Source organism: Candidatus Azobacteroides pseudotrichonymphae genomovar. CFP2, assembly GCF_000010645.1.
GTDB lineage: Bacteria > Bacteroidota > Bacteroidia > Bacteroidales > Azobacteroidaceae > Azobacteroides > Azobacteroides pseudotrichonymphae.
The window spans coordinates 618213-643356 of the sequence record NC_011565.1 but is presented as its reverse complement, the minus strand read 5'-3'; the positions used below and the strand labels follow the sequence as shown (position 1 = coordinate 643356).

Below are 25144 nucleotides of genomic sequence, written 5' to 3'. Positions count from 1 at the left end.
TAAAAAATATCAGCATACTCTAAACATATAAAAATGCGTTAGATAAACATAAAAGGTAATAATAAATAACACCTAACAATTTACACAGAGCGTTCTTATAGTCCTTTACACTCTTTAGTCACCTAATTGCAAATTAGGTAAACATTGAACATTGAACTTTTTACTTTTTTATTAGATTTCGAACAGCGTATTGTGTCCTTTTACCTATGTGTAAACTTTTATTTTGAATAAAGTGCAGAGGAATAAAAAAACGAAAGATTTCTACAAAAAAAACACTCAAAAATCAACAGAGATTTTGCTCACCTCAACTTACTTAATAAAGGATTCTTCAAAAGAATTGATCTGTATCATTCAATACAATTGAACAAAAAATGAAGAACCTAGTAAAGTCATATTTTAACGCTAAAAAAACAAATCTCATTAATAACAAATCTCATTTTGAAAAGAGACAGTACTCGGAGCGGGACTTGAACCCGCACAACCCAAAATGGTCACAAGATTTTAAGTCTTGCGTGTCTACCTATTTCCACCATCCGAGCTGAACAAACAAACTCTACAAGCTTTACAAATATGTAAAATAACGACCTTCCAAAATTGAAATAGCAAAAAAAACTATATCCTATATATTTTTTAATCACCCAACTTAGCTTTCAAAAATTCTCTATTTAAACGAGCAATATGGCTGATGGATACGCCTTTCGGACACTCTAATTCACAAGCCCTTGTATTAGTGCAATTACCAAACCCCAATTCATCCATCTTGGCAATCATTGCTTTAGCACGTGCTTTAGCCTCCACTCTGCCCTGTGGTAACAAAGCTAATTGACTCACTTTCGCTGATACAAATAACATCGCTGAACCGTTTTTGCATGCAGCAACACAAGCACCACATCCAATACACGAAGCTGCATCCATTGCTTCATCCGCATCAATTTTAGATATTGGGATTGCATTAGCATCTGGCCCCCCCCCCGTATTCACTGATATATAACCACCTGCTTGCATAATTTTATCAAAAGCATATCTATCCACCATTAAATCACGTATAACAGGAAAAGCTGCCGAACGCCAAGGCTCAACAGTAATTGTTGAGCCATCTTCAAAATGACGCATGTGTAATTGACAAGTAGTGATTAAATTGTCTGGACCATGAGGACGCCCATTAATATACAATGAACACATACCACAAATACCTTCACGACAATCATTATCAAAAGCTACAGGCTCCTTCCCTTCTCTTATCAACTGTTCATTCAAAATATCTAACATTTCCAGAAATGACGTACTTCCAGAAATATTATTTAATCTATGGGTTTCAAAAAAGCCTTTTGCTTTAGGACATTTTTGCCTCCAAACTCTTACACTTATGTTTATATCTCTATCCATAAAATTTATTTTGTCAACGAAACACTATAACAACACAACCTTAGTAACCTTTCTCTTATCTTGTACAACGCACCCAAAGACCTCATCAAAATACATTTGTCTCTTATTTGTTCTCATTTGTTCATAACAATATTAATCTTCTTAATCATGTCGTTTTTAGATTTTGTAATTTCGTCGTTGACGAACTACAAATTCATAATCAATCGATTCTTTAATAAGTTCCGGTCTTTTATGTTCTCCTTTATATTTCCAACAAGCAACATAAGCATAATTTTCATCATCACGCAAAGCTTCTCCTTCCAAAGTCTGATATTCTTCCCGAAAATGACCACCGCATGACTCATTACGACTCAATCCATCTAATGCCATCAATTCTCCTATCTCAAGAAAGTCAGCTACACGCAAAGCCTTTTCCAATTCTAAATTTAATGTATTAGGTTCACCAGGAACAAACACATTAGACCAAAATTCTTTCCTCAAATCTTTCAATTTATTTAACGCCTTCTCCAAAGATTCCTTTGTGCGAGCCATACCTACACATTCCCACATAATATGCCCCAGATCTCTATGAATGGAATCTACCGTACGATTCCCTTTAATACTCATTAAGGTGGCAATTTTATCTTCTACTGCTTTTTCAGCCTCTATAAATTCAGGCAGATCTGTACTGAAACGAGGAATACGAATTTGGTCTGCAAGATAATTTTGAATAGTATAAGGAAGCACAAAATAACCGTCGGCAAGACCTTGCATCAAAGCAGAAGCCCCTAACCTGTTAGCACCATGATCAGAGAAATTTGCTTCACCGATAGCAAAACAACCTTGAATAGTTGTCATTAATTCATAGTCAACCCATAGACCCCCCATTGTGTAATGAATAGCTGGATAAATCATCATGGGCGTTTCATATGGATTTTCATCAACGATTTTTTCATACATCTGAAACAAGTTCCCATAACGAGATTCTACTGCTTTCAGCCCCAGACGATTAATAGCATCCGAAAAATCCAAATAAACGGACAATCCTGTATTCCCCACACCATAACCCGCATCACACCTTTCCTTTGCAGCACGAGAAGCCACATCACGCGGAACAAGATTACCAAAAGCTGGATATCTTCTTTCCAAATAGTAATCACGCCTTTCTTCCGCTACATGAGTTGGTTTCAACTTGCCTTCACGAATAGATTCGACATCTTCCAAATTCTTAGGCACCCAAATACGACCGTCATTACGTAATGATTCAGACATCAAAGTTAACTTAGACTGAAATTTTCCATGTACTGGAATACAAGTCGGATGAATTTGAACAAAAGCAGGATTAGCAAAAAACGCTCCTTTACGATAACATTGCATTACAGCTGAACCATTAGAATTCATAGCATTGGTGGAAAGGAAAAAAGTATTTCCATAACCTCCAGAACCAATTACTACAGCATGAGAAGAAAAACGTTCTATCCTACCAGTAATCAAGTTACGAGCAATAATGCCACGAGCACGACCATCTATAATTACTAAATCTAACATCTCATAACGAGTATACATCTTCACACTTCCTTTATGTATTTGACGGCTCAATGCAGAATAAGCCCCCAGCAATAATTGCTGACCCGTTTGCCCTTTTGCATAAAAAGTACGAGAAACTTGTGCTCCACCAAAAGAACGATTATCCAATAAGCCACCATATTCACGAGCAAATGGAACCCCTTGTGCTACACACTGGTCAACAATATTATTGGAGACTTCTGCTAAACGATAAACATTAGCTTCACGAGCACGGTAATCGCCTCCCTTAATCGTATCATAAAACAAACGATGAACTGAATCCCCGTCATTCTGATAATTTTTAGCTGCATTAATACCCCCCTGTGCAGCAATAGAATGTGCTCGTCGAGGAGAATCTTGAATACAAAAATTCAATACATTAAATCCTAATTCTCCAAGAGAAGAAGCAGCCGAAGCACCAGCTAAACCAGTCCCTACAACAATAATGTCTAGACAACGCTTATTAGCAGGATTAACCAACTTTTGATGATTTTTATAATTGACCCACTTTTCAATCAAAGAACCTTCAGGAATTTTTGCTTCTAATTGTATCATTTTATCAATGTGTAAATAGTAAAATAAATTGGAACAACAGCAAAGCCAATCATAATAATCGTTGAAACGATATTAGAAATAAATCTTAAACGGGGGAACCATTTTTTATTATTCCAACCTAAAGTTTGAAAAATACTCCAAATACCATGTGTTAAATGAAACCACAATGCCACCAACCACAAAATGTAAGTAAAAGAAAATATCGGACTAGAAAAAAGACTAATAACCAATCGTGAACCTTCTTTAACGGTAATTCCCGATTGAAAAAGCTCCGCAAATTGCATTTTGTACCAAAAATTCCACAAGTGAATAATTAATCCTAGTATAACAATAAGCCCTAAAACGAACATGTTTTTTGATGCCCACTCGATTTTTGTTTCATTTGGTATTTCATAATTGCCAATCCCTCTTGCTCTCATATTGTGAAAAGTAAGTAATGTCCCATACGCAATATGAATACTGAATCCTCCCGTTAAAATAAGTGTCGCTACTACCGCATACCAATTAGCTCCAAGTACCCCGCAGATCTTATCATAAGCTTTAGTAGAAAAAATCAAAACCAGATTCATAGACATATGAAGAAGTAAAAATAAAACAAGAAAAACACCAGAAATACTCATAACAAATTTTCTGCCAATAGAAGAACCCAATAGCCAATACATGTTTTTGCTATTTTTATAATAATTATTAATTAATTTAGCCATCAGATAATTTAGCCATCAGACTAAGATATAATACCCTGTAGAAAATGGGAATCTACACTAAACAAATATCAAGATATCATAGACGTTATCTTAAAAATAATTTTTTTTTCTGTACTATCAAATATTTTCTTCCTTTTTGATTTATCACAATAATACGGTGTTTTTAAGTAAATTATCTATGACAAGCTCGAAAACTCCCAATGTTACTGTTCAGCGCTAAATTTGTTGTAATTTGTTGTAGTTATATTTATAGAATATAAAACAAAAATTTTAATTTAATTCTATTTGCTTTATGGTTAAATGTACAACTGTTATTCAAGAAACCAGTATAAAAAAAGTCGTTAAAACACTATCGACAATTGACGAAAAAAAAAACGCATTGATAGAACAGGGAGTTAAACAAGTGGCTAAACTCTGGCGAATATCCGATGGAAGAAATAAAGAATTCATAGAATTTTGCAAAAAACACTATTATAGTGATCCAAAACAAAGAGAAGAATTATTTTTAAAAATAAGCAAATATTTAGAAGCTATAAACGGACATTTCAATGAAATGTCCTTACGTTTACAATACCACATACACGAAGACACTGGAGCTTTACAAAACATTGATGAATTGTTTGCCTCTTATAACCCAAATGCACATTTAACAGAAGATTTATATACAAATAAAATTGCCTTTATTATTGTTTTAAACTTTCCCAAATTAACATTGAACGAAAAAGAACAATTAGGGAGGAATCGTTTATTATGGGCATATGCACGTATGGGCGATCTATTTACTTTTCGTATTCCGGCTGCTATACAACAAGCATGCGCAACAGCTTTTAGCAAAGCAGACATCTATATTTCCAATTATCGTATCCATGTTGGACAATTACTCAAGAATGGAAAAAGTTTATTCTCTAAAGAGAAGGTTTTGCTATCACACTGGGGATTGCGGGACGAAATAAAAGCCAACTACAATCAAGGGGCAGAAGCTTTGGAAAAGCAACAAACAATTTACGAAGTAATGAAACGTATTATTTCGCAAGAAATTCCAATAGAAGTTATTAATTCCAAGAACCATCAATGGGATCCATTTTCAAATATTATTTATCAGAACGGAAAGGCTAAAAAAGGGAACGAAGAAAAAACTATCCGTTACGAAAAATTCATACACAATTTCAAAGCATTACAAGCAATTGATAAGTACACAAATAATACTTACATGGATCGTCATTTTTTAGAAGATATGGAAATTTCGATAGGAGATACAGAAACACTTTTCCATAATTATCTTTCATCTCCTAGCCTACATATAGTTGGACAAACTATATCTAAACGATTAAACAGAAAATTAGAAGCCTTTGACATCTGGTATGATGGATTCAAATATCGTAGTAATATAAATGAAGACAAATTAAGTGAACAAATTCGCCAATTGTATCCCAATACAATTGTTTTTGAAAAAAAATTGCACATTCTGTTAGAAAAATTAGGATTCAGTACCAAACGAGCAGATTATATAAGCAAAAAAATTACAGTCGATGCTGCTCGTGGATCTGGTCATGCATGGGGTACTGCAATGAAAGGGCAAAAATCACATTTACGTGCCCCTTTCTGTAAAGAAGGAATGGATTATAAAGGATATAATACAGCTATTCACGAACTCGGACACAATGTAGAACAAACACTTTCTCTTTACGATGTAGACTATTATTTGCTAAGCGGTGTTCCAAACACCGCATTTACTGAAGCTTTAGCTTTTATTTTTCAAAAACGTGATTTAGAATTACTAGGCATCAAGGAGAAAAAAAATGATTTTTCAAAGTGGACTTTAGCTACTTTTGACAAAGTATGGACTTTATACGAAATAATCGGTGTATCCATGCTAGACATTTCTGTTTGGAAATGGATATACGATCATCCCAATGTAAAGGCCGAAGAATTGAAAAATGAAATCATTCACTTGTCAAAAGAAATTTGGAATAAATATTTTGCATCTGTATTCGAATTACAAGACCAAGCTATACTAGCAATCTATTCGCACATGATAAGTTATCCTTTATATTTATCGGCTTATGCCTACGGACAGATAATTGAATTCCAATTGGAACAATACTTGGAAGGGAAAAATTTTGCTGAAGAAATAGATCGTATCTTCCGTATTGGACATCTAACCCCAAATCAATGGATGATAGAAGCTACAGGTAAAACAATATCAACAGTATCTCTGCTAAACACTTTGCAAAAAGCAATAAATGATACGAATTTTAATGAATGAAAAGCTTCTATTATATCACTATTCGTCTTAATTAAAAGGTGGATGTTATTTATAATTTTAATCTTATGGAAATTTTCAATTTTATTACTACTGTGTAGAATGAACGATGTTGCTAATTGTAAAGCAAGGCTGAAACAATTGAAACAATAATTAACGCCAACATAAAAACATTGAATTGGGATATGTTAGTAACATTTCCTGCTATTGACATTTATAATATTAATAAATGTCAATAGCTTTAATTATCCTGATAAAGATTTTTGAGAAATATGACACTAAAAAAGCAATAATGTACGGAAAGTAAGGTAAAAATTACATCAATGGAAGCATTTTGAAAAATAGATGCTTGTTGTAGATTAAGTACTATTACAGACAAAAAAACAGGCTAAAAATATAACTGAAGAGAAACAAAACAACTATAAAAAATTACTAATAACTTATTATTCCTCATCGTTTATCTCGAATTAAAAGAGATAGAAATTATTGACATGGATCTCTCATTACAAATAGGAAGAAGGTTTATGAATGATTATTACAAAGATCCGAATTTCAGAACATCAAATTCAGTACTCTGAATCAGAGAGATAAAGTAACTGGAATTACTTGGTCGTCGTGATGTTAAAACAAACAAAAGTAGCCAATTGGACTCCAATATAGAAAAAAATTATATGTTATTTGAAAGATCACATTGCATCCAACTCTATAGTGTAATATAATATCTATAGTGTAATATAATAAATAAAAGAGAATTACAGGTGTAACTTTTTAATTGGATAGAACTGTCACTAGTCTAGTGTAAGCAAAATCAAAACTTGACGAAATATGAAAAAATCGGTATTTCTTCGCAATAGTTTTTTTTAAAAACGCCCTTTAAGTGCTACCTATATTCATAGGTAGTAAAGTATGAATTGGAACAAAAGAAAAACTATCGATTAGTCAAAAAACACAAAACAAAAATCTGTTAAGGGAAGAAAAGTACAACTATAAATCGTCAAATAGTAAAATATACTAGATATTAAAAATAAATTCCTGTAGAAGATTTTTATTTGCATTGTGAACGACAACGTTCAAACCGTTTTTTGTACAAAAACAATAGCCTTCTATAAAAAAGTCTAAGACATTCCCTAAGAGAGAGGAGAATCAGAAACAAAACTTCTCTTTACATTAGAAAACACTAATAATAAATAATCAATATAAAAAAGAGATATAGTGATTATACAAGAAGAAAAGAAAATACTCAGGTGAAATACAACATAGGAGACTTTTGATAAAAACTGAAAGAAAATATTCATTTTACTAGGAAAGCTCTAGACGATTACCTTTTATAATTACCTTTATAAAAAAAAAAGATAATCAACCTTTAAGAAAGATAAAATATATATTCCCCTCCATTGTTAGAACAAATTTAACAAAGCTAGCATAGCAATAGAAAAGAAAATACAGCAGCATTCAATTCAAATGATTAATAAACTCTGCTTTGGAGAGAGGGTGGTGGGTGGCTATATGAACTGCATTTCAGCAATTCATATAGCCACCCACCACCCTCTTATTCTCACTTACTTCTTACTTCTTACTTCTTACTTCTTATTTGCTTTTTGCACCGGCGAACATATGCCCTACTAATCATTTTACGAATACGATTTATTAGTCTTTTAGTCGGCTTTTCTCTCAAAAATGATTCTATATGACGTTGCTTTTTATCTTCAAAAATATCATGAACATCTATTAGTATGCCAGTTTCTTCTACATTACCAAAACTCTTATTTACGGCTGTTCCAAAAACAAGCATACTTGGAGATAAATTCATATAAGCACTTATCAGTGGAGGAATATTTATTCCATACTTCCTTATTTCCAAATTAAGTATTTTATAATTCTCTTTATAAGTATCCTTATTAAAAAGATTTGTTAACTCTTTAGAGTTTATATGAACTTCCAAAGGATAAATAGGAGTAACTAATTTTTCTTTGTCTCTAAAATATTTATCGAGAAAAAAAAGAATTATATCACGTGCCTCCACATTGTAAGTTTTATACATCGTTACTTTTCCAAAAAAATAACGAAGGTAGGGATCTATTACAGACAACGCCCCCAGTCCATCCCAAAGATTATCCAATGCAAAAAGACCCTTTGTTCCAGCCCTACTAGCCTGATAATCTAAAGATACAAATGAACGGCCCAATTCTACTATTTGTGGTAAATAAACATCATTGAATTTTTGAGAAAAATGAAATAAATTGCTTGTAGCAATATTATTCGGTTGACCATCCTCTCCCAAAGAAATCTCACTCCCACAACGAAAACGATAGCCACCAAGTATTTCTTCTCCTGATGGATCCCAAACAATCAACTGACGATAGGGTGTTGCCATTGTATCAAATTCGTCTATATCCACCGATTCTCCAGTCCCACCGCCGTAATACCGAAAGGCTTCCTCTCGCAAACGACCCACTTCACGCATCAAATAAGGAGCATTATGAGCAGTAAATAAATAAATCTCATTACCCAATTTATTAGTCTTCCGAAAAAATTTTTCTGCTGTTAGCTCAGATTTAATAGCAATGCGATCAACTTTAGGTATTATTTTTTCCATAAAATCTGTTTCTTAATAGCTTTGCATAGCGTAAACTCTATTTTTTACATCATTTGCCCACTGTAACGCTGTTTTAGATGAATCAAATGTTTGCCAAGGAATAGGCTGTCCAAAGTGAATAGCAAATTCACTTCCCAGTGATTTAAACATTTCACGAGGCAGAAGCAACATTTCCACATTGAACTTTATTCCTAACCGTCTCCGAATACCTGCAATGATATAAAACAAACAAGAATTGGCAGCTTCAAAATATATTGGAACAACATCTCTATTGTATTTAATAGCTTTCGAAATAAACATTTTTTTCCATTCAATGTCTCTAATTTTTCCTTTAATCTTTCTCGAGCATATTCCCGCTGGGAATGTAATAATTTGATTGTCAGAATCAAATGCCTCATTCAACTTATTAACTCCATTTCTAGTTTGTGTCCCATACTTGTTAATAGGTATAAAAATACCTCGTAACGGCTCTATAAAATACAAAATATCATTAACCAAATAACGAATATTTCCATTATACTTCCTTCCCAATATAGCAGATAGACAAATACCATCCAATCCACCCAATGGGTGATTGGATACAAAAACACATCGCTTGCTGTCAACCGGTAAGTTCTCCATTCCTTTTAAATGCAGAGTAATACGACTGTTATAAACAGCATTTTCCATAAATGCTATATCTGTAAAATATGCATTCGACCGAAAATACGCATTCAATTGGTTCTGACAAACAAGTCGAGCAAACCATTTGATAATAAATGCTGGCGTTTTCATATACAAATCGGGAAATTTTCTCAAAAAAATCTCCCAAACATCTATCTGAAAAACTTCTACCATTCAATTACTTATTTTTTTAATATAAAAGCAACCCAGCAATACCTGCAAACAAAGTCAGCAAAATAGGATGAAATTTCCTAAAAAAGGCAAAACAGAAGGTTACAATAAAAATAATACAACTTCGATAATCGACGAAATTTTCTTTGTTGATCAAAAAAAGAGCTGCTGTTGCAATCAATCCAATCACAGCAGGACGCAATCCCTTAAAAGCATAATTAACATAACAATTAGAACGAAAATGTTGATAATTTCTGGAAATTAAAAAAATAATCGCAAAAGATGGAAAACAAACAGCCAGTGTAGCAACTATACTACCCCAAGTAGTACCGGTAATCATATAGCCTGTATATGTGGCCAAATTAATAGCTATTGGACCGGGCGTCATCTGAGAAACCGCCACAATATCAGTAAACTCATTAATAGTTAACCATTTATATTCCTCTACTGTTACATGCTGGATATAAGACAAGATAGTATACCCCCCTCCAAATCCAAAAAGACCAATTTTAAAATAAGTATAGAATAATTGCCAATAAATCCACATTTCTTTTTTTATACATTGGAAAGTAGTAGTACGATGAAAGTACTACTTAACTCTGTTCATTTATAAATTTTATAGATATAGACAACTATGCCTCCATACGCATTACAGTACCTATAACAGAACTAAGCTCAGGGTACAAATTATTTACAGCACAACACTCGGCCCTCCCTAACCTCTTACGATTTCATTGTTTCTAATTGTCGCAAGACAATTCATTTTCAATTAGAACAGCATGTAAAAATCAAAACAGTGCTATCAGTATAAAATTTTAACGTACATCTAATATTACTCCCCCGGAATAGTGCTAAAATAAAAATAGCATGCGCAGAGTCCCCTTGAAATCTTTAGCAAACAAAAAAAACGGTCACAACATTACAAAACTACATCACATAAAAAATATCATAAGTTGATCAACTACTTTTTCATTCCAAAGATTCCTACCGTTGGACAGTGCCACAACCAATGCACCGGCAGACACAATGAATAATGGTATGTATGATTATGAGGGTTCCATAATCCTTAATATATCTGAGATACTAAACGTTTATAGCCATCTAAGCGCCACTTAGCGTTAGCTTGTGTTATACGAAACAGTTCTTGAGCTTTTTCAGGGTATTGTTTCATCAAAGATGAAAAACGAATCTCACTTTTCAAAAAGTCTTGGAATTTACTCCAATCTGGTTCTTTAGAATCCAACTGGAAAGGATTCCTCCCTTCAGTTTCCAAACGAGGGTCAAAACGCCAAAGATGCCAATAACCACATTCAACAGCCAACTTTTGCTCTTTCTGTGCTTTACCCATTCCTTTTTTCAAACCATGACTGATACAAGGTGAATAGGCAATTATTAATGAAGGACCACTGTATGACTCTGCTTCACAAACTGCCTTCAAAGTTTGCATTTGGTTAGCTCCCATTGCTACCTGAGCCACATAAACATAACCGTAAGTCGTAGCCATCATACCTAAATCTTTTTTACGAATACACTTACCAGCCGCTGCAAATTTAGCCACGGCACCTGCAGGAGTAGACTTGGATGATTGTCCACCGGTATTAGAATATACCTCCGTATCTAATACAAGAATATTAATGTTTTGTCCAGAAGCAATTACATGATCTAATCCCCCAAAACCGATATCATATCCCCATCCATCACCTCCTATAATCCATTGTGAACGCTTTACAAAATAGTGTGTTAGCTCAGTCAGTTGTTTACAAATATTACAACAAGCACTACCCCTTATCATAGGGACCAAACTATCAGCTATCTCTCGAGTCTTTGCATAATCATCGCGATTATCAATCCATTCACGAAATAAAGCCTTTTTTTCTTTCGAACAACGAGAACAAGATAACCCTTGCATCATCAACCGTTCTACACGTTCACGCATTTTTTCAGTACCGATCCTCATACCAAATCCATATTCAGCATTATCCTCAAATAAAGAATTCGCCCATGCAGGACCATGTCCTTTTGCATTTTTAGTATAAGGAGTAGAAGGAGCAGAACCGGAATAAATAGAAGAACACCCTGTAGCATTAGCTATCATTTGGTGATCACCAAACAACTGAGAAATCAATTTTATATAAGGAGTTTCACCACAACCAGAACAAGCTCCAGAAAACTCAAATAACGGAGTAGCGAACTGTGAATTTCTCACATTTAATGAAACATCTACCAAATGCTGTTTAGTTTTTACTTTTTCCGTACAAAAATCCCAATTGGATTGATTATTCCATTCATTTTCAATTGGGGACATTTGCAAAGCCTTACCATTTTTATTGCCTGGACAAACATCCACACAATTACCACATCCTAAGCAATCCAATACATTAACTTGCATTCGGAAATTCATTCCTTCAAATTTTTTCCCCACAGCTTTCAATGTATCCAAATCTACAGGTGCTTCAGACTGTTCACTTTCATCCAAAATAAACGGACGAATAGATGCATGAGGACAAACATATGAACATTGATTACACTGAATACAATTATCTAAAATCCAAGTAGGAACATGGGTTCCTACACCACGTTTTTCATAAGCAGCTGTCCCCTGTTCCCAAGTACCATCTTCATACCCTACAAAAGCAGAAACAGGAAGATCATCTCCTTTTTGTGCATTAACAGAATAAGCAATCTTGGAAACAAAATTGGGAATATCATCCTTTATTTTTTCTGTTTTCAATTGAATATCTGACCATTCAATAGGTACCTCAATTTTTAGCACATCACCACCACGTTCGACCGCTGCATAATTCATATTTACAACATCTTCTCCCTTTTTTCCATACGACTTCACAATAAATCTTTTCATCTGTTCCACTGCCAAGTTGTAAGGAATAATACCTGTTATTTTGAAAAATGCTGATTGAAGAATTGTGTTAGTACGATTACCTAAGCCAATCTCATGAGCAATATCAGTTGCGTTAATGATATAGAAATTAATATGGTTATTAGATAAATATCTCTTCACATTATCCGGAAGATTTTCTTTTACTTGCTTTTCGTTCCAAATCGTATTCAAAAGAAAAGTACCATGCTTCTTCAGACCTTTAGTTACATCATACAAATTAAGATATGCCTGAATATGGCAAGCTACAAAATCAGGCGTATTTACCAAATAAGCAGAACGAATAGGCTTATCTCCAAAACGCAAATGAGAAGAAGTAAAACCTCCCGATTTTTTAGAATCGTAAGCGAAATAAGCCTGGCAATACTTATTGGTATTATCCCCAATAATTTTTACTGAGTTTTTGTTAGCACCTACTGTACCATCTGCTCCCAATCCATAGAATTTAGCTTCAAAAGTTCCATTTTCAAGAAACAATTCTTCCCTTTGTGGAAGAGACGTAAAAGTAACGTCATCTGTAATCCCAACAGTAAAATTATTTTTTGGTTCGAATAAAGACAGATTGTCATAAACAGCAAGAATACAAGCTGGGGTTGTATCTTTCGAAGACAAACCATAGCGCCCCCCTACAATTAGGGGATGTTCCTTTGAGTCATAAAAACAATTTTTTACATCCAAATAAAGTGGCTCTCCAGTAGATCCTGGTTCTTTAGTACGGTCAAGAACAGCTATGCATCTAGCTGATTTAGGAACAACTGCCAAGAAATGTTTAACAGAAAATGGACGATACAAATGAACAGACACCAATCCCACTTTTTTATTCTTAGAAATCAAATAATCAATTGTCTCCTTGATAGTTTCAGTAACTGAACCCATAGCAACAATTATACACTCGGCATCTTGCGACCCATAATAATCAAACAAGCCATATTTACGTCCTACTAAGTTAGAAAGCCGATTTGTATAATCTTCTACAACATCTACTACTCTATTGTAATATTTATTACAGGCTTCACGAGCTTGAAAATAAATATCCGAATTTTGAGCCATACCACGCGCTACCGGAGCATCTGGATTTAATGCCCGCTTACGAAACGCTACCAAGGATTCTTGATCAATCAATGGAGCTAAATCCTCATTATTCAATTGTTCTATCTTTTGAATTTCATGCGAAGTACGAAATCCATCAAAGAAATGTACGAAAGGAACACGAGTCTTGATCGCAGACAAATGAGCCACTGCTGACAAATCCATTATTTCTTGTACAGACCCAGTAACAAACATAGCACAACCCGTTTGACGAACAGCCATTACATCTTGATGATCACCAAAGATAGACAAAGCATGCGAGGCCAAAGCACGGGCTGAAACATGATAAACCCCCGGCAATAACTCTCCTGCTACCTTATACATATTAGGAATCATCAATAACAAACCCTGTGAAGCTGTAAATGTAGTAGATAACGCTCCCGCTTGTAATGCTCCATGCATAGCACCCGCTGCACCTGCCTCTGATTGCATTTCATCCACACGAACAGTTTCTCCAAAAATATTTTTCCGCCCAGAAGCTGCCCATTCATCAACATATTCTGCCATAGTAGAAGAGGGAGTAATGGGATAAATCGATGCAGTTTCACTGAACATATAAGCAATATGGGCTGCCGCCTGATTGCCATCACAAGTCAAAAACCCTTTATTTTTACTATTTTTACACATAAGCCTAGCATTAATTACATTAATCTACGTAATTGTATCAAAGTTACAACGATTATCAACTTCATCTTTACCCCTATAAAGATAAAGATACATTTTCAAAAAGCAAATCACTGAAAACTTGTTAATTTTCAAAATTTGCTTTGAAATAAACCGGTTCCGAAATCTCACTTTCATTATGATATCGGTCATAAGAAGTAACAGCATAATAACATCCATCAATTTGAGAAGTATCTATTGGGATGGATAATGTATTACTTGAAACTCTTGTAGCAACTAAATTGCTAACATCATAAATATCTATATACTTACTTTTCGAGTAATATACATTATAAAACATATTCTCTTTTTCAAAACACTCAACAGATTCCCAGCTTAACGATACAGAATCATTTAAAGTAGTCAATTGCAAGTGCTTGGGAGAAGCGGGGATAGTTCTCTTTAACCATGTTAAAGGTGGAAGTAAAGCAGGATAAACGTAAAAATTATTCTTTATCTCATCTCTAATTCCTTTTTTATTACCAATTAAATAATTTGCACGAAAAAAAGCATTCCCTCCTGTATTATGCTGGCGAGAAGATTTGATTTGTTCCGTTACTGTTTGCACGTCCCAATTGGAATCTTTTTCGTCCATTCGGTAAATTCCTATGCCTGGAACAACGAAACGTCCATAACTTCTCGCTTGCCAATCTTGAACAAATGGGAAAAACAAATTGCCAGAATAATACATCATAGGGACAATAAAATCATGTTTCCCCATTCGCAACCATTGTTCTGGGTCTTGATATACTTCATTTGCAGTCCAATATTTTTTATTATCACCAAGCTTTCGAGTGTATATCCCCACTACTGCACTACTTACTTGTACCCAAGGTTTTTTCCCTTTTACCATATCATATAATCTACTCACAAACCGATTAATGTTATCTTTTCGCCATTCAGTTTTATTTTTCCCCTTACCATAATACTTGTAAGTAATATCATCAGGGAATTCTGTAGGTTTTTCCGGGTAACGAATGTAATCCATATGAATACCATCTACATCATACTTGTCTACTATTTCTTCTACAATAGAAAGAAGGTACCTATCTGTCTCAAGATCACCTGGATCCAGGTAAATCTCTCCTTTATATATTCTTGTTTGCAACTGATTACATTTTACCACAAGCGAACAATTGTCCTCTCCTTTTACTTCTGCTGCTCCTAAAAGATAAGTTACAAACCAAGCATGGCATTCCAATCCCAATTTATGACATTCTTCAATAGCAAAAGCCAATGGATCATATGTTACTTTATATCCTTTATTTCTTATAAAAGGACTTAACGGCTCTACTTTAGAATCATAGACAACATTTCCCCTTAAACGGGTTTGAAAAAAAACTATATTAAAATTGGTTTTCTTCAAACAACACAAAATATTCACTAATTCTTCTTTTTGTTTATCAATATCCTCAAGTGTTGTAAATGGTTTTGTAGGCCAATCCAATGCATAATTAGTTGTCAACCATACAGCACGAATTTCATTTTTTGGCATTAATGCGGAAATTTTTGTGATTGACAGAAAAAATAAAGAGATAAAAAAAAGAATCTGCTTCATAATAAGTGTAAAGTTATATCAATATGATAACTCATCCAAAAATGTTCTTTGAAATACTTATTTCGATACAAAAAAAATTGGGAACTGATATTTTTTTTCGAGTCAAAAACCTTCTAATTTTTTCTATATAAAAAAATCACACTGTATGTTTTTATATAAAAATTAATTGCCATTACTTTACAAGCAGAATCTAGAATCTTGAATTTTATGTTATCTTTTATCACATGGAAAGTAAATCCAATTGCCTTTACTATTCCTCTTGTTGACAAAGAAGTGCGTTGGTATGGCATTGCCTTTGCGGTAGGATTTACAATAGGAAGATGGATCGTTCAAAAAATTTGGAAACAAGAAAAATTAGATGAAGCATGGCTTGATAAATTATCTCTTTATGTAGTAATTTCCACTATTATAGGTGCTCGATTAGGACATTGTTTATTCTATAGCCCAAATTATTATTTATCTCATCCCTTTGAAATAATTAAAGTTTGGGAAGGAGGAGTAGCCAGTCATGGCGGAACCATCGGAATCATTATTGCAGTTTGGATTTATTCAAAAAAAATAACTCATAAGAGTATGTTATGGACATTCGACCGACTGGTAGTTCCTGTAGGTTTTGTAGCTGCATTAATTCGCCTAGGCAACTTAATGAATCACGAAATATATGGTCATCCAACAAATGTACCTTGGGCGTTTCGCTTTATAAAAAATGTACAACAAGGTGGTGCAAATCTTATTTTTACACCTCCTTCGCATCCTACACAACTTTATGAAGCATTCTTCTACATGCTTACCGCCTGTGTTTGTCTCTGGATGTATTGGGAAAAAGAAGACTATAGATATCATGGACTCATATTCGGTGTATTTTTAACAGGTATTTTTGTTCCGCGTTTTTTTATCGAATTCTGTAAAAACACACAAGAGTCGTTTGAAGAGAACATGTTACTAAACATGGGTCAATTACTAAGTGTTCCATTCATTATTGCGGGAATATGGTTTATATATAAAGGATCAAAATTAAAAAAACAAAACCATAAAAAATAACTGAAACCTTAGGTATGATTTACAACTATCATCAAGTATTCTTAATCTTTCAAAAATGGCTTTCATTCAGAGAAAAAACGTCCTTCAATTTTATCCTCTAGTTCCTCTTTTGAAATAATTGCATAACAATAAATACAGAAACGTTGGCAAGTGTTGTACGTACCAATACCAAATACCCATTATATGAGCACATCTTTTTCATTATCCTTTTTACCACTATTATTCTGCGACAGAAAACAATATAATTCTTCTCTATCAGAAAAAATTCGCTGAATTAGATCAACGTCGATACATTGATTATGCTCAATTTCGTATTTATCTAAATCAACCTTTTCAGCAACAAGTTGCTATTATGATATTCCAACCTTCAGTGTTCCACTTTCCCCCAATTCCAACAAGTCCTTCATCAGCGGTTCTCAGCTGCTATTCTTCATTCAATTCTGACTTTCCTAAAATGCTGTCTTCTGAATAAAGCACTGTATAATACTTAAGCAAATTATTTTTTACTTTTCGATAATTCCTTATATCCACAAAACTAAAAACCAACTTATGTCAGTATATCCTTTTAAATTGACTCCTACGTACCAAATCTTTTTCAAAAAATCACGAGGATCAAGTTTTGGATAGACAATCGGAAGCTAGTCAGCCCCATATCAAATTACTTTTTCTCTTTCAATTAATTTAGACAAACGATACAATATTTCTCTCAATTCTACTAATAGTAATGGGTTTCAAAACATTCTCTTTCATAATCGTTTAGTGTAAATTGAAAATAATAATGAATACCCTTGATATCCATTTTTCTTAAGAATTGGATGCGTTCTTAATAAAGAATACAACCCATATTGTTTTGTTCACAACACAACAAACAATGATATCAGATTCTAAAGCACTCGAAATAACAATCATAAAAGTGGGAATAATGCAATTATTTTTTTTATTAAAATTTCGACAATACCTTTACAGATCTCAAAACGAGGTTTCTCTCTAACAAATATTCTTTCCCTGCAAAATCTGGAGTAAATCTACTTTTCTCCAATTATGAATAATTTTTTCCCATTCCTAATAATTGTAGACGAATGGATCATTTGAAGTTTATAATGGTGAGTAATAAACCCAAATTCTCTAAACGATCGATCATAAATATTTGATTATTTCTTTTATAATAAAAGCCATTTGAGGTTGTGCACTATTTCCTGCTTTCCGCACATCTTTATGGTTTACCTCTATGATTTTTCCCAAAATTCCCAAATCAGTGATTATAGAAAATGCTAGTACTCTCAACCCTCCATGTCGTGCGACTATTACTTCAGGTATAGTACTCATACCAATAGCATCGCCTCCTATTATTCTGAAATAATTGTATTCCGCAGGGGTTTCAAACGTCGGCCCTTGAACGCCTACATAAGTCCCGAACTGCAGTTTGATATTATTTTTTTTTGTAACAGAAATTGCTAAACTTCTTAATTCTTTATCATATACTTGACTCATATCTGGGAAACGAACTCCAAATTCTGGGAAATTTCTCCCTCTCAAAGGATTTTTAGGAAAAAGATTAATATGATCTTCTATTAACATGATATCTCCTATTTGAAAAGTAGCATTTATTCCACCTGCTGCATTACTTATAATTAGATAGTTGAACTCAAGAAATTGCATTACTCTTACAGGGTAAGTTATATGACTCATATCATATCCCTCATAGTAATGAAATCTTCCCTGCATAACGGCTACGGATTTCTCACCCAATTGACCAATAAGTAATTTTCCATTATGTCCTTCGACTGTTGAAATGGGGAAATGTGGAATTTTTTCATAAGGAATCTCTGTTTTGTTCGTAATGCTGTTTGCTAATTCCCCCAAACCTGTGCCTAAAATAATCCCTATTTTCGTTTCTGCAGATACCTTTGGTCTAAGCCATGATACTGTTTCCTTTAACTTTTCCAACATGATTTTTTATATTCTATTATATTCTATTATAAATAAACATTCTTGTATAAATAAACATTCTTGGTTGAAAAAAGTCTAAATAATCTCAACAAGTAAATAATAAATTTCTTTAATATCATATGATGATAAAAGCATTTTTTAACCAAACGATCTGAATAGGTTAATTCAAAAATTGTCGTTGTATCTAAACTTTTTCTATTTTACTTTTGTATGAGATCTCATGAATGAAATCACGTACAAAAGTAAAACGAATTATCTATACTATTCGACCATAATAAATATATAGTTGCTCTAAAGTTTTTATCACTAAAAAATATTTTGCATAAAAGAAAAATTGATTTTACATTTGCACTCATGGAGTTGCGAAAATAGCTCAGTTGGTAGAGTATAACCTTGCCAAGGTTAGGGTCGCGGGTTCAAGTCCCGTTTTTCGCTCGGGTGAATAGTTGGGGCTGTGCGATTGATTGATCGATCGATTGCCTACTACAGATAGTAGCTACAATAACTATTGGGACGTTGGTGATTAAAGTTTATGAAATCAATTAAAATGCAAACAAAAAAAATGGAAGCAGTCTGTCGATAATGTGTTGTTATAGAACAATACATATGAAGCAATGTTCGTTCAAGTCATGTCTATACCCACATACTTTCAAGAAAGTATTGTTTTTAATTCACGGTTAGTTGTGGCATATTGCCTCTTTAGCTCAGTTGGTCAGAGCACGTGATTTGTAATCTCGGAGTCGTTGGTTCGAATCCGACAAGAGGCTCACAAGAGAGGCTCAAAGGGTAGTTACCAGAGAGGTCAAATGGGGCTGACTGTAACTCAGCTGGTGTATACCTTCGGTGGTTCGAATCCATCACTACCCACTTACTTCTCAACAAGCGGAAGTAGCTCAGTTGATAGAGCATTAGCCTTCCAAGCTGAGGGTCGCGGGTTTGAGTCCCGTCTTCCGCTCAAAGATCCCTGAGTAAGAAAAACTTTGAGGATCTCTCTGATTTTTCTTATTCGTTTCTGAGTTAAAAATATTTTTTTAAGGTTGGGTTCGATACGATCGATGAATTAAACTACATATTTTAGTGTTCAAGTTTTCTGCTTCCAGTAAATCCTCAATAGTAAGGTGCATACGATATTGCCAATGATGACAAGGATTAGTTGGATTGTTAATCCGTTCTGTATCGGGGTTTGAATTACGTAATTGAGCATCTATGGAAAGCCAATCCTGTAGGGGAATAATAACCAACATAGATTTTGCGTTCAAATGGTTACAAATGATAGATTCGCTTATTTTAGGGGTGCAGTCTTTGGGAGCAGTCCCTTCCTTTTTCAAAACTCGATTATAATAGTGTTGAGTTTGCTTTTCATCTTCTTTCCACCATAACCGGATAGGAGCCATGTCATGGGTAGATGTTGTACAAACCGAAAAATAAGGAACACAATTTAAGTCAGTAAATTCTTGTCCCGATGATTTGGGTATGCGTTCTATTTCTAGACTTAGTATTTGCAATGTATTCATCACTTCTGGTACCGAGTGAGGGATCATCCCCAAATCTTCGCCGCAAACCAGCATATCAGTAAAATCAACGATTTGTGTTAAATGTTTTAAAGCAATCAACTTCCAAAGTTCATTGTTTCGTTGATAGAAGTAATCATTATAAAGATGGTCAAAAGATTTTTGATGATTTTGATTAAGTTGCTTATAAATAAGAGTATGGCGAGCAAGAATACGAGGGTGGTAGTACCCTTTTTTATCCAAATCTTCAATGAATAACTCCTTGGTGTTTTTACAAAAAGGTAATCCCCACCTTTTTATTTCTTCTATGCAGAGAGGCAAAGCGGGGCTAAAATAACCCAGTGATCCATTACTAAAATTTTCAGGAATCTGCCAAATACGAAAAAAACCAAGGATATGGTCGATTCGATATGCATCAAAATAATCTGCCATTTTTTGGAGGCGTTTTTTCCACCAACTATAATTATCAAGTTCTATTTTTTTCCAATTGCAAACTGGAAAACCCCATACTTGTCCCTCATCAGAAAAAGTATCTGGAGGAGCTCCAACCTGAAAATGCATATTAAAATAATCTGGCTTTATCCATGTCTCAACCCCTTCTCTATGAACACCAACAGGAATATCGCCTTTTAATACAATTTTATTTTGACGGGCATAATTGCTTACTTTTTTTAGTTGTTTATGTGCATGAAACTGCAAATAATAATAAAATTTATATTGGGGTAATTGAAAGTCGTGACATGGAATGTATCTTTCTTGTTGAGAAAAAGTTGAATCACGTTCATCTCTTATATGACAGTAATTAGCATAAGGGATCAGCCACTCTTGATTTTCCTTAAAAAAGGAAACAAACTCACACGAAGACAATACTCCCTCTCCATCTTGTCGAAATATTTCACGAAAAAACTCCCATTTCCATTTATCTACCTCCTTATAATTCACTACGGGAGATTTATTCAATTCTGCTTGTTTGGACTTGTAAAAAGTATCTCTTTCTGAATTTTTCAATGTCCCCATAGCTTTCAAATTCAGATAAATCGGATGCAAGGCATAAGCAGAAATTATATTATAAGGATAAGAATCTTTCCACGTATGCCCATTTGTTGTATCGTTGATAGGCAGAATTTGAATGATTTTTTGATTAGTTATTCTTACCCAATCAATTATTTGAAGCAAATCACCAAAATCACCAATTCCAAAACTATTATTTGTTTTCAATGAAAAAACAGGGATAACAACTCCTGCACATTTCCATTCAGGGTCTTTGTCCCTAAAATACAAACTTGAAATAATAAAAGTTTCATCCTTCTCTAGAATAGGAACATTAACACATCGGTTTTCTCCTAGTTCCCAACGGAGGAAGCTTTTTTTCTCTTCATCAATGATACAAAATTTATATTCAAATGTTTTTGGTAACTTGTCCGCATCTAAGTCAATTTGCCAATCTGGAAATTTTTCACACGAAAGAGATAATGCCTTTTCTGGAATCCAATTTCCAAGCGCTTCACTGTTCCCTAAAAGTACTACACGTTCATTAGGAGCAACCAACGGAGCTGATATCTTAATACGAATCGTTCTTTTATATATTGGAACAATAATATGTTCATCATGACGTGCAAACCAATTTTTGGTAAATGCAGATGAATAAAAAACTCTATACTGAGGGTTTAATTGCCAAAAATCCCATATATAGTAATTTTTGTAATGATTGTTAAGACGGACATAATGAGGATGCTTCCATTCTTCAAAAGTTAACTTGCCTTCCCCAGATTTTAAAAAATAACGGTAGTAAAGAAGAAAAACCTCGTTAGGTATGTTTAACTCAACGTACCATATTCCATCACCCAAGTGGAACATTTCTTTAGCTTGTTCCATATCCCACTTCCCCAGTTCATGAATAGATCCAATAATAAATAATTTTTGTCCCGAGGATGTATGAAAATGTATATTAAACCGAAGTTTCAAAGCCCTAACAATTTTTTTTTACCAAAATTAAGAAATAAGTTAAAAATAATAATATATGAAGCTAAAGATTTTTGCTAGATCGATGAGAAAACTCAAGACAATAATCCAAATTTCAACGCACTATAAATTTTATGAACAATTCTTACTTCTTACGAATAAAAATTGATTTTCATAAATATCTTTAAATACACTTTATAATTATATATATAAAGTTTTTATATATATAAATTTTAATACGAGGAGTTGGATAATCTTGTCATATTATATATAACAATATCTTTTTGATACAAAAAACACACTGTCTACATGTCGTTGTTTCCTTAATTTAATAAGTTTCATAGTCTACGAAGGAATATTCAAAAAATCCACTCTTCTTAATTATCTTTGATCTCCATTAAATCTTGATATCAGTTATTTATTATGTTCATTTTGATGATTGTAACCTTTATAATAGGTTATGCGTGTATTGCCCTAGAAAATTTATTGCATATTCATAAGACAGCTACGGCATTGTTATTGGCGATACTTTTATGGATATTTTTTGCATTAGGAGACTGGTCGTCCTCTCCAGTTTATGGTAGCTTTCTGTCTTATTGTGAGCATTATTCTTGTCCAAATTTTGCAACTTGGCTTGCTCATGTTCCTTTAGTTGAACGTTTGGGGGAAGTATCAGAGATTTTATTTTTTCTTTTGGGGGCAATGACAATTGTTGAGATAGTCGATGTATATGGAGGTTTTAGATTAATTACAGATAAAATTAACACAACTCAAAAAGTCTCTTTGTTGTGGATTATTGGGCTTTTGACTTTTGTTATGTCAGCTGTATTGGATAACCTTACAACATCTATCGTGATAGTTGCTTTGTTACGAAAATTAATTTCTAATAAGAAAGAACGTTGGTTTTTCGGAAGTATGGTTGTTCTAGCAGCGAATGCTGGCGGAACATGGTCTCCTATTGGAGATATTACAACTATTATGTTATGGATTGCAGACAAAGTTAGTTCGAGTTATATTATTTTTAACACGTTTTTACCTGCGTTGACATCCATAATTATTCCTTTTGGAATACTTTCTTTTACGATGAAAGGATCTATTACTCGTTTGAAAACAAATAATTCAGAGAAAGAAGTTGTTTTTTCAAGTAGAATAAGAAATTTTGTGTTCTTTTTAGGTATTGGGGCTCTACTATTTGTTCCTATTTTCAAAACGGTTACTCATCTTCCCCCCTATTTGGGAATGTTGGGAGGTTTAGGCATTCTTTGGATTGTAACTGGCTTCATACATAAAAAGCAATTAAGTAACAAATATGATTATTTATCTGTACATAATATTTTAAAACAAATTGATACTCCTAGTATTCTTTTCTTTTTAGGTATACTAATGGCAGTAGGTGCTTTGCAGACTTGTGGACAATTGGATCTACTTTCTTGTTCTTTGGAAAAAATTTCGATGAAAGAACCAAATAAATATTACTTGATTTCTGTAATTATAGGAATTCTTTCTTCTATAGTAGATAATGTTCCTTTGGTAGCTGGAATAATAGGAATGTATCATTTCCCAATTAATCACTATTTCTGGGCTTTTCTTGCTTACACTGCAGGAACAGGAGGAAGCATTTTGATTATTGGTTCTGCTGCAGGTGTAGCTGTAATGGGTATGGAAAAGATTGATTTCATTTGGTATTTGAAAAAAATATCATGGTTGACATTAATAGGTTATTTGAGTGGATGTTTTATGTATATTTTTCAACAGACTTTATTTTTAAATTAAGAGAAAAATGAATGCTATATCTCTTCTCTATAAAATTTTGTCTGTTTCCGACATCGAAAAAGCAAAATTTCTCCAAAAATATTTTAAAACAAAAAAAGGTGATTATGCAGAAGGTGATATTATGTTAGGTTTGTCTGTCCCAATGGTTAGAGATATCGTTAAAAAAAGTCCTAACTTCCCTTTTTCAGAAATACAAATACTACTAGATTCCAAGTATCACGAAGTCCGATTAGCAGGATTACTATTTTTAGTCAAACAGTTTAAGGAGACGAAAAAAGAGGAAGAAAGAAAAAAAATATTTAATTTCTATCTGAAAAATATTCATAGAATTAATAATTGGGACTTGGTAGATATTACTTGTCGTGATGTGATAGGATCATATTTGTTAAACAAAGAGGATAGAGATGTGCTTTATAAGCTTTGCAGAAGCAATAATCTGTGGGAACAACGAATAGCTATTGTCTCTACATGGACATTCATCAAAAATCAACAATTTGATGATACCTTAGCTATATCAGAAAAATTATTGAATCATCAACACGATTTAATACACAAAGCAGTTGGATGGATGTTACGGGAAGTCAGCAAAAGAAATTATCCGATAATAGTTAGTTTCCTTGAAAAAAATTACAAACGGATGCCCCGTACAATGCTGAGGTATGCTATAAAACATTTCTCTCCTGAAGAGAAAACACATTTTTTAAAAAAAGTCACAAAGCTCTTTTGATATTTAAAAAAAATCTGATCATGATTAAATCATGGTTAATTGGTAATTATTATATATAAAATATATCATTATTACGTTATTGTTTTCATGA

The 25144-nt window shown here is 33.4% G+C and carries 14 protein-coding genes and 5 tRNA genes; 8 read left to right on the top strand and 11 right to left on the bottom strand.

The window, feature by feature from the left end:
* Window positions 1–452: 452 nt before the first annotated feature.
* The 4 genes from CFPG_RS02620 to CFPG_RS02605 all read right to left on the bottom strand — a co-directional run bounded on the left by CFPG_RS02620 (window position 453) and on the right by CFPG_RS02605 (window position 4190).
* Window positions 453–539 (bottom strand) — tRNA-Leu (locus tag CFPG_RS02620).
* 91 nt (window positions 540–630) lie between these two features.
* Window positions 631–1386, bottom strand: coding sequence for a succinate dehydrogenase/fumarate reductase iron-sulfur subunit (locus CFPG_RS02615; protein WP_012573479.1), 756 nt, complete (start codon window positions 1384–1386; stop codon window positions 631–633).
* A gap of 156 nt (window positions 1387–1542) precedes the next feature.
* Window positions 1543–3486 (bottom strand): fumarate reductase/succinate dehydrogenase flavoprotein subunit, encoded by a 1944-nt coding sequence (locus tag CFPG_RS02610; protein ID WP_012573478.1) that lies wholly within the window; start codon window positions 3484–3486, stop codon window positions 1543–1545.
* On the bottom strand, window positions 3483–4190 hold the full coding sequence (locus CFPG_RS02605) for a succinate dehydrogenase/fumarate reductase cytochrome b subunit (protein WP_265347954.1): 708 nt from the start codon (window positions 4188–4190) through the stop codon (window positions 3483–3485). The genes CFPG_RS02610 and CFPG_RS02605 overlap by 4 nt, the downstream gene beginning before the upstream one ends.
* A gap of 292 nt (window positions 4191–4482) precedes the next feature.
* On the opposite strand from CFPG_RS02605, the gene CFPG_RS02600 reads away from it, so the two are divergent.
* On the top strand, window positions 4483–6456 hold the full coding sequence (locus CFPG_RS02600; RefSeq protein WP_012573476.1) for a hypothetical protein: 1974 nt from the start codon (window positions 4483–4485) through the stop codon (window positions 6454–6456).
* Window positions 6457–8026: 1570 nt separating this feature from the next.
* On the opposite strand, the gene CFPG_RS02595 is transcribed toward CFPG_RS02600, so the two are convergent.
* The 5 genes from CFPG_RS02595 to CFPG_RS02575 all read right to left on the bottom strand — a co-directional run bounded on the left by CFPG_RS02595 (window position 8027) and on the right by CFPG_RS02575 (window position 16026).
* Window positions 8027–9049, bottom strand: a complete 1023-nt coding sequence (locus tag CFPG_RS02595) for a GNAT family N-acetyltransferase (RefSeq protein WP_012573475.1) — start codon at window positions 9047–9049, stop codon at window positions 8027–8029.
* A 12-nt stretch (window positions 9050–9061) separates the two neighbouring features.
* A complete protein-coding gene (locus CFPG_RS02590; protein WP_012573474.1) occupies window positions 9062–9886 on the bottom strand; it encodes a 1-acyl-sn-glycerol-3-phosphate acyltransferase in 825 nt (274 codons plus the stop codon).
* 16 nt (window positions 9887–9902) lie between these two features.
* Complete coding sequence (locus tag CFPG_RS02585; RefSeq protein WP_012573473.1) at window positions 9903–10430, bottom strand: chromate transporter; 528 nt, start codon at window positions 10428–10430, stop codon at window positions 9903–9905.
* A 519-nt stretch (window positions 10431–10949) separates the two neighbouring features.
* Window positions 10950–14495 (bottom strand): pyruvate:ferredoxin (flavodoxin) oxidoreductase, encoded by a 3546-nt coding sequence (nifJ, locus tag CFPG_RS02580; protein ID WP_012573472.1) that lies wholly within the window; start codon window positions 14493–14495, stop codon window positions 10950–10952.
* Window positions 14496–14616: 121 nt separating this feature from the next.
* The gene (locus CFPG_RS02575) at window positions 14617–16026 is read right to left on the bottom strand and encodes a glycoside hydrolase family 10 protein (protein WP_050720672.1); all 1410 of its coding nucleotides are present in this window, start codon (window positions 16024–16026) and stop codon (window positions 14617–14619) included.
* A 270-nt stretch (window positions 16027–16296) separates the two neighbouring features.
* Between CFPG_RS02575 and lgt the strand changes: the two genes are divergently transcribed.
* A complete protein-coding gene (gene lgt / locus CFPG_RS02570; RefSeq protein ID WP_012573470.1) occupies window positions 16297–17130 on the top strand; it encodes a prolipoprotein diacylglyceryl transferase in 834 nt (277 codons plus the stop codon).
* 1137 nt (window positions 17131–18267) lie between these two features.
* Here lgt and CFPG_RS02565 read toward each other — a convergent pair.
* A complete protein-coding gene (locus tag CFPG_RS02565; protein WP_012573469.1) occupies window positions 18268–19080 on the bottom strand; it encodes a purine-nucleoside phosphorylase in 813 nt (270 codons plus the stop codon).
* Between the two features lie 362 nt (window positions 19081–19442).
* Between CFPG_RS02565 and CFPG_RS02560 the strand changes: the two genes are divergently transcribed.
* The 4 genes from CFPG_RS02560 to CFPG_RS02545 all read left to right on the top strand — a co-directional run bounded on the left by CFPG_RS02560 (window position 19443) and on the right by CFPG_RS02545 (window position 20035).
* Window positions 19443–19515 (top strand) — tRNA-Gly (locus tag CFPG_RS02560).
* Window positions 19516–19773: 258 nt separating this feature from the next.
* A tRNA-Thr gene (locus CFPG_RS02555) sits at window positions 19774–19847 on the top strand.
* 17 nt (window positions 19848–19864) lie between these two features.
* Window positions 19865–19947: transfer RNA gene (locus CFPG_RS02550), tRNA-Tyr, on the top strand.
* 15 nt (window positions 19948–19962) lie between these two features.
* A tRNA-Gly gene (locus tag CFPG_RS02545) sits at window positions 19963–20035 on the top strand.
* A 76-nt stretch (window positions 20036–20111) separates the two neighbouring features.
* Here CFPG_RS02545 and CFPG_RS02540 read toward each other — a convergent pair.
* Complete coding sequence (locus tag CFPG_RS02540) at window positions 20112–22556, bottom strand: 4-alpha-glucanotransferase (RefSeq protein ID WP_012573468.1); 2445 nt, start codon at window positions 22554–22556, stop codon at window positions 20112–20114.
* Window positions 22557–22976: 420 nt separating this feature from the next.
* On the opposite strand from CFPG_RS02540, the gene nhaD reads away from it, so the two are divergent.
* Window positions 22977–24326: a sodium:proton antiporter NhaD gene (gene nhaD, locus CFPG_RS02535; RefSeq protein ID WP_012573467.1), complete on the top strand. Its 1350-nt coding sequence runs from the start codon at window positions 22977–22979 to the stop codon at window positions 24324–24326.
* Between the two features lie 7 nt (window positions 24327–24333).
* The gene (locus tag CFPG_RS02530; protein ID WP_012573466.1) at window positions 24334–25053 is read left to right on the top strand and encodes a DNA alkylation repair protein; all 720 of its coding nucleotides are present in this window, start codon (window positions 24334–24336) and stop codon (window positions 25051–25053) included.
* Window positions 25054–25144 lie beyond the last annotated feature (91 nt).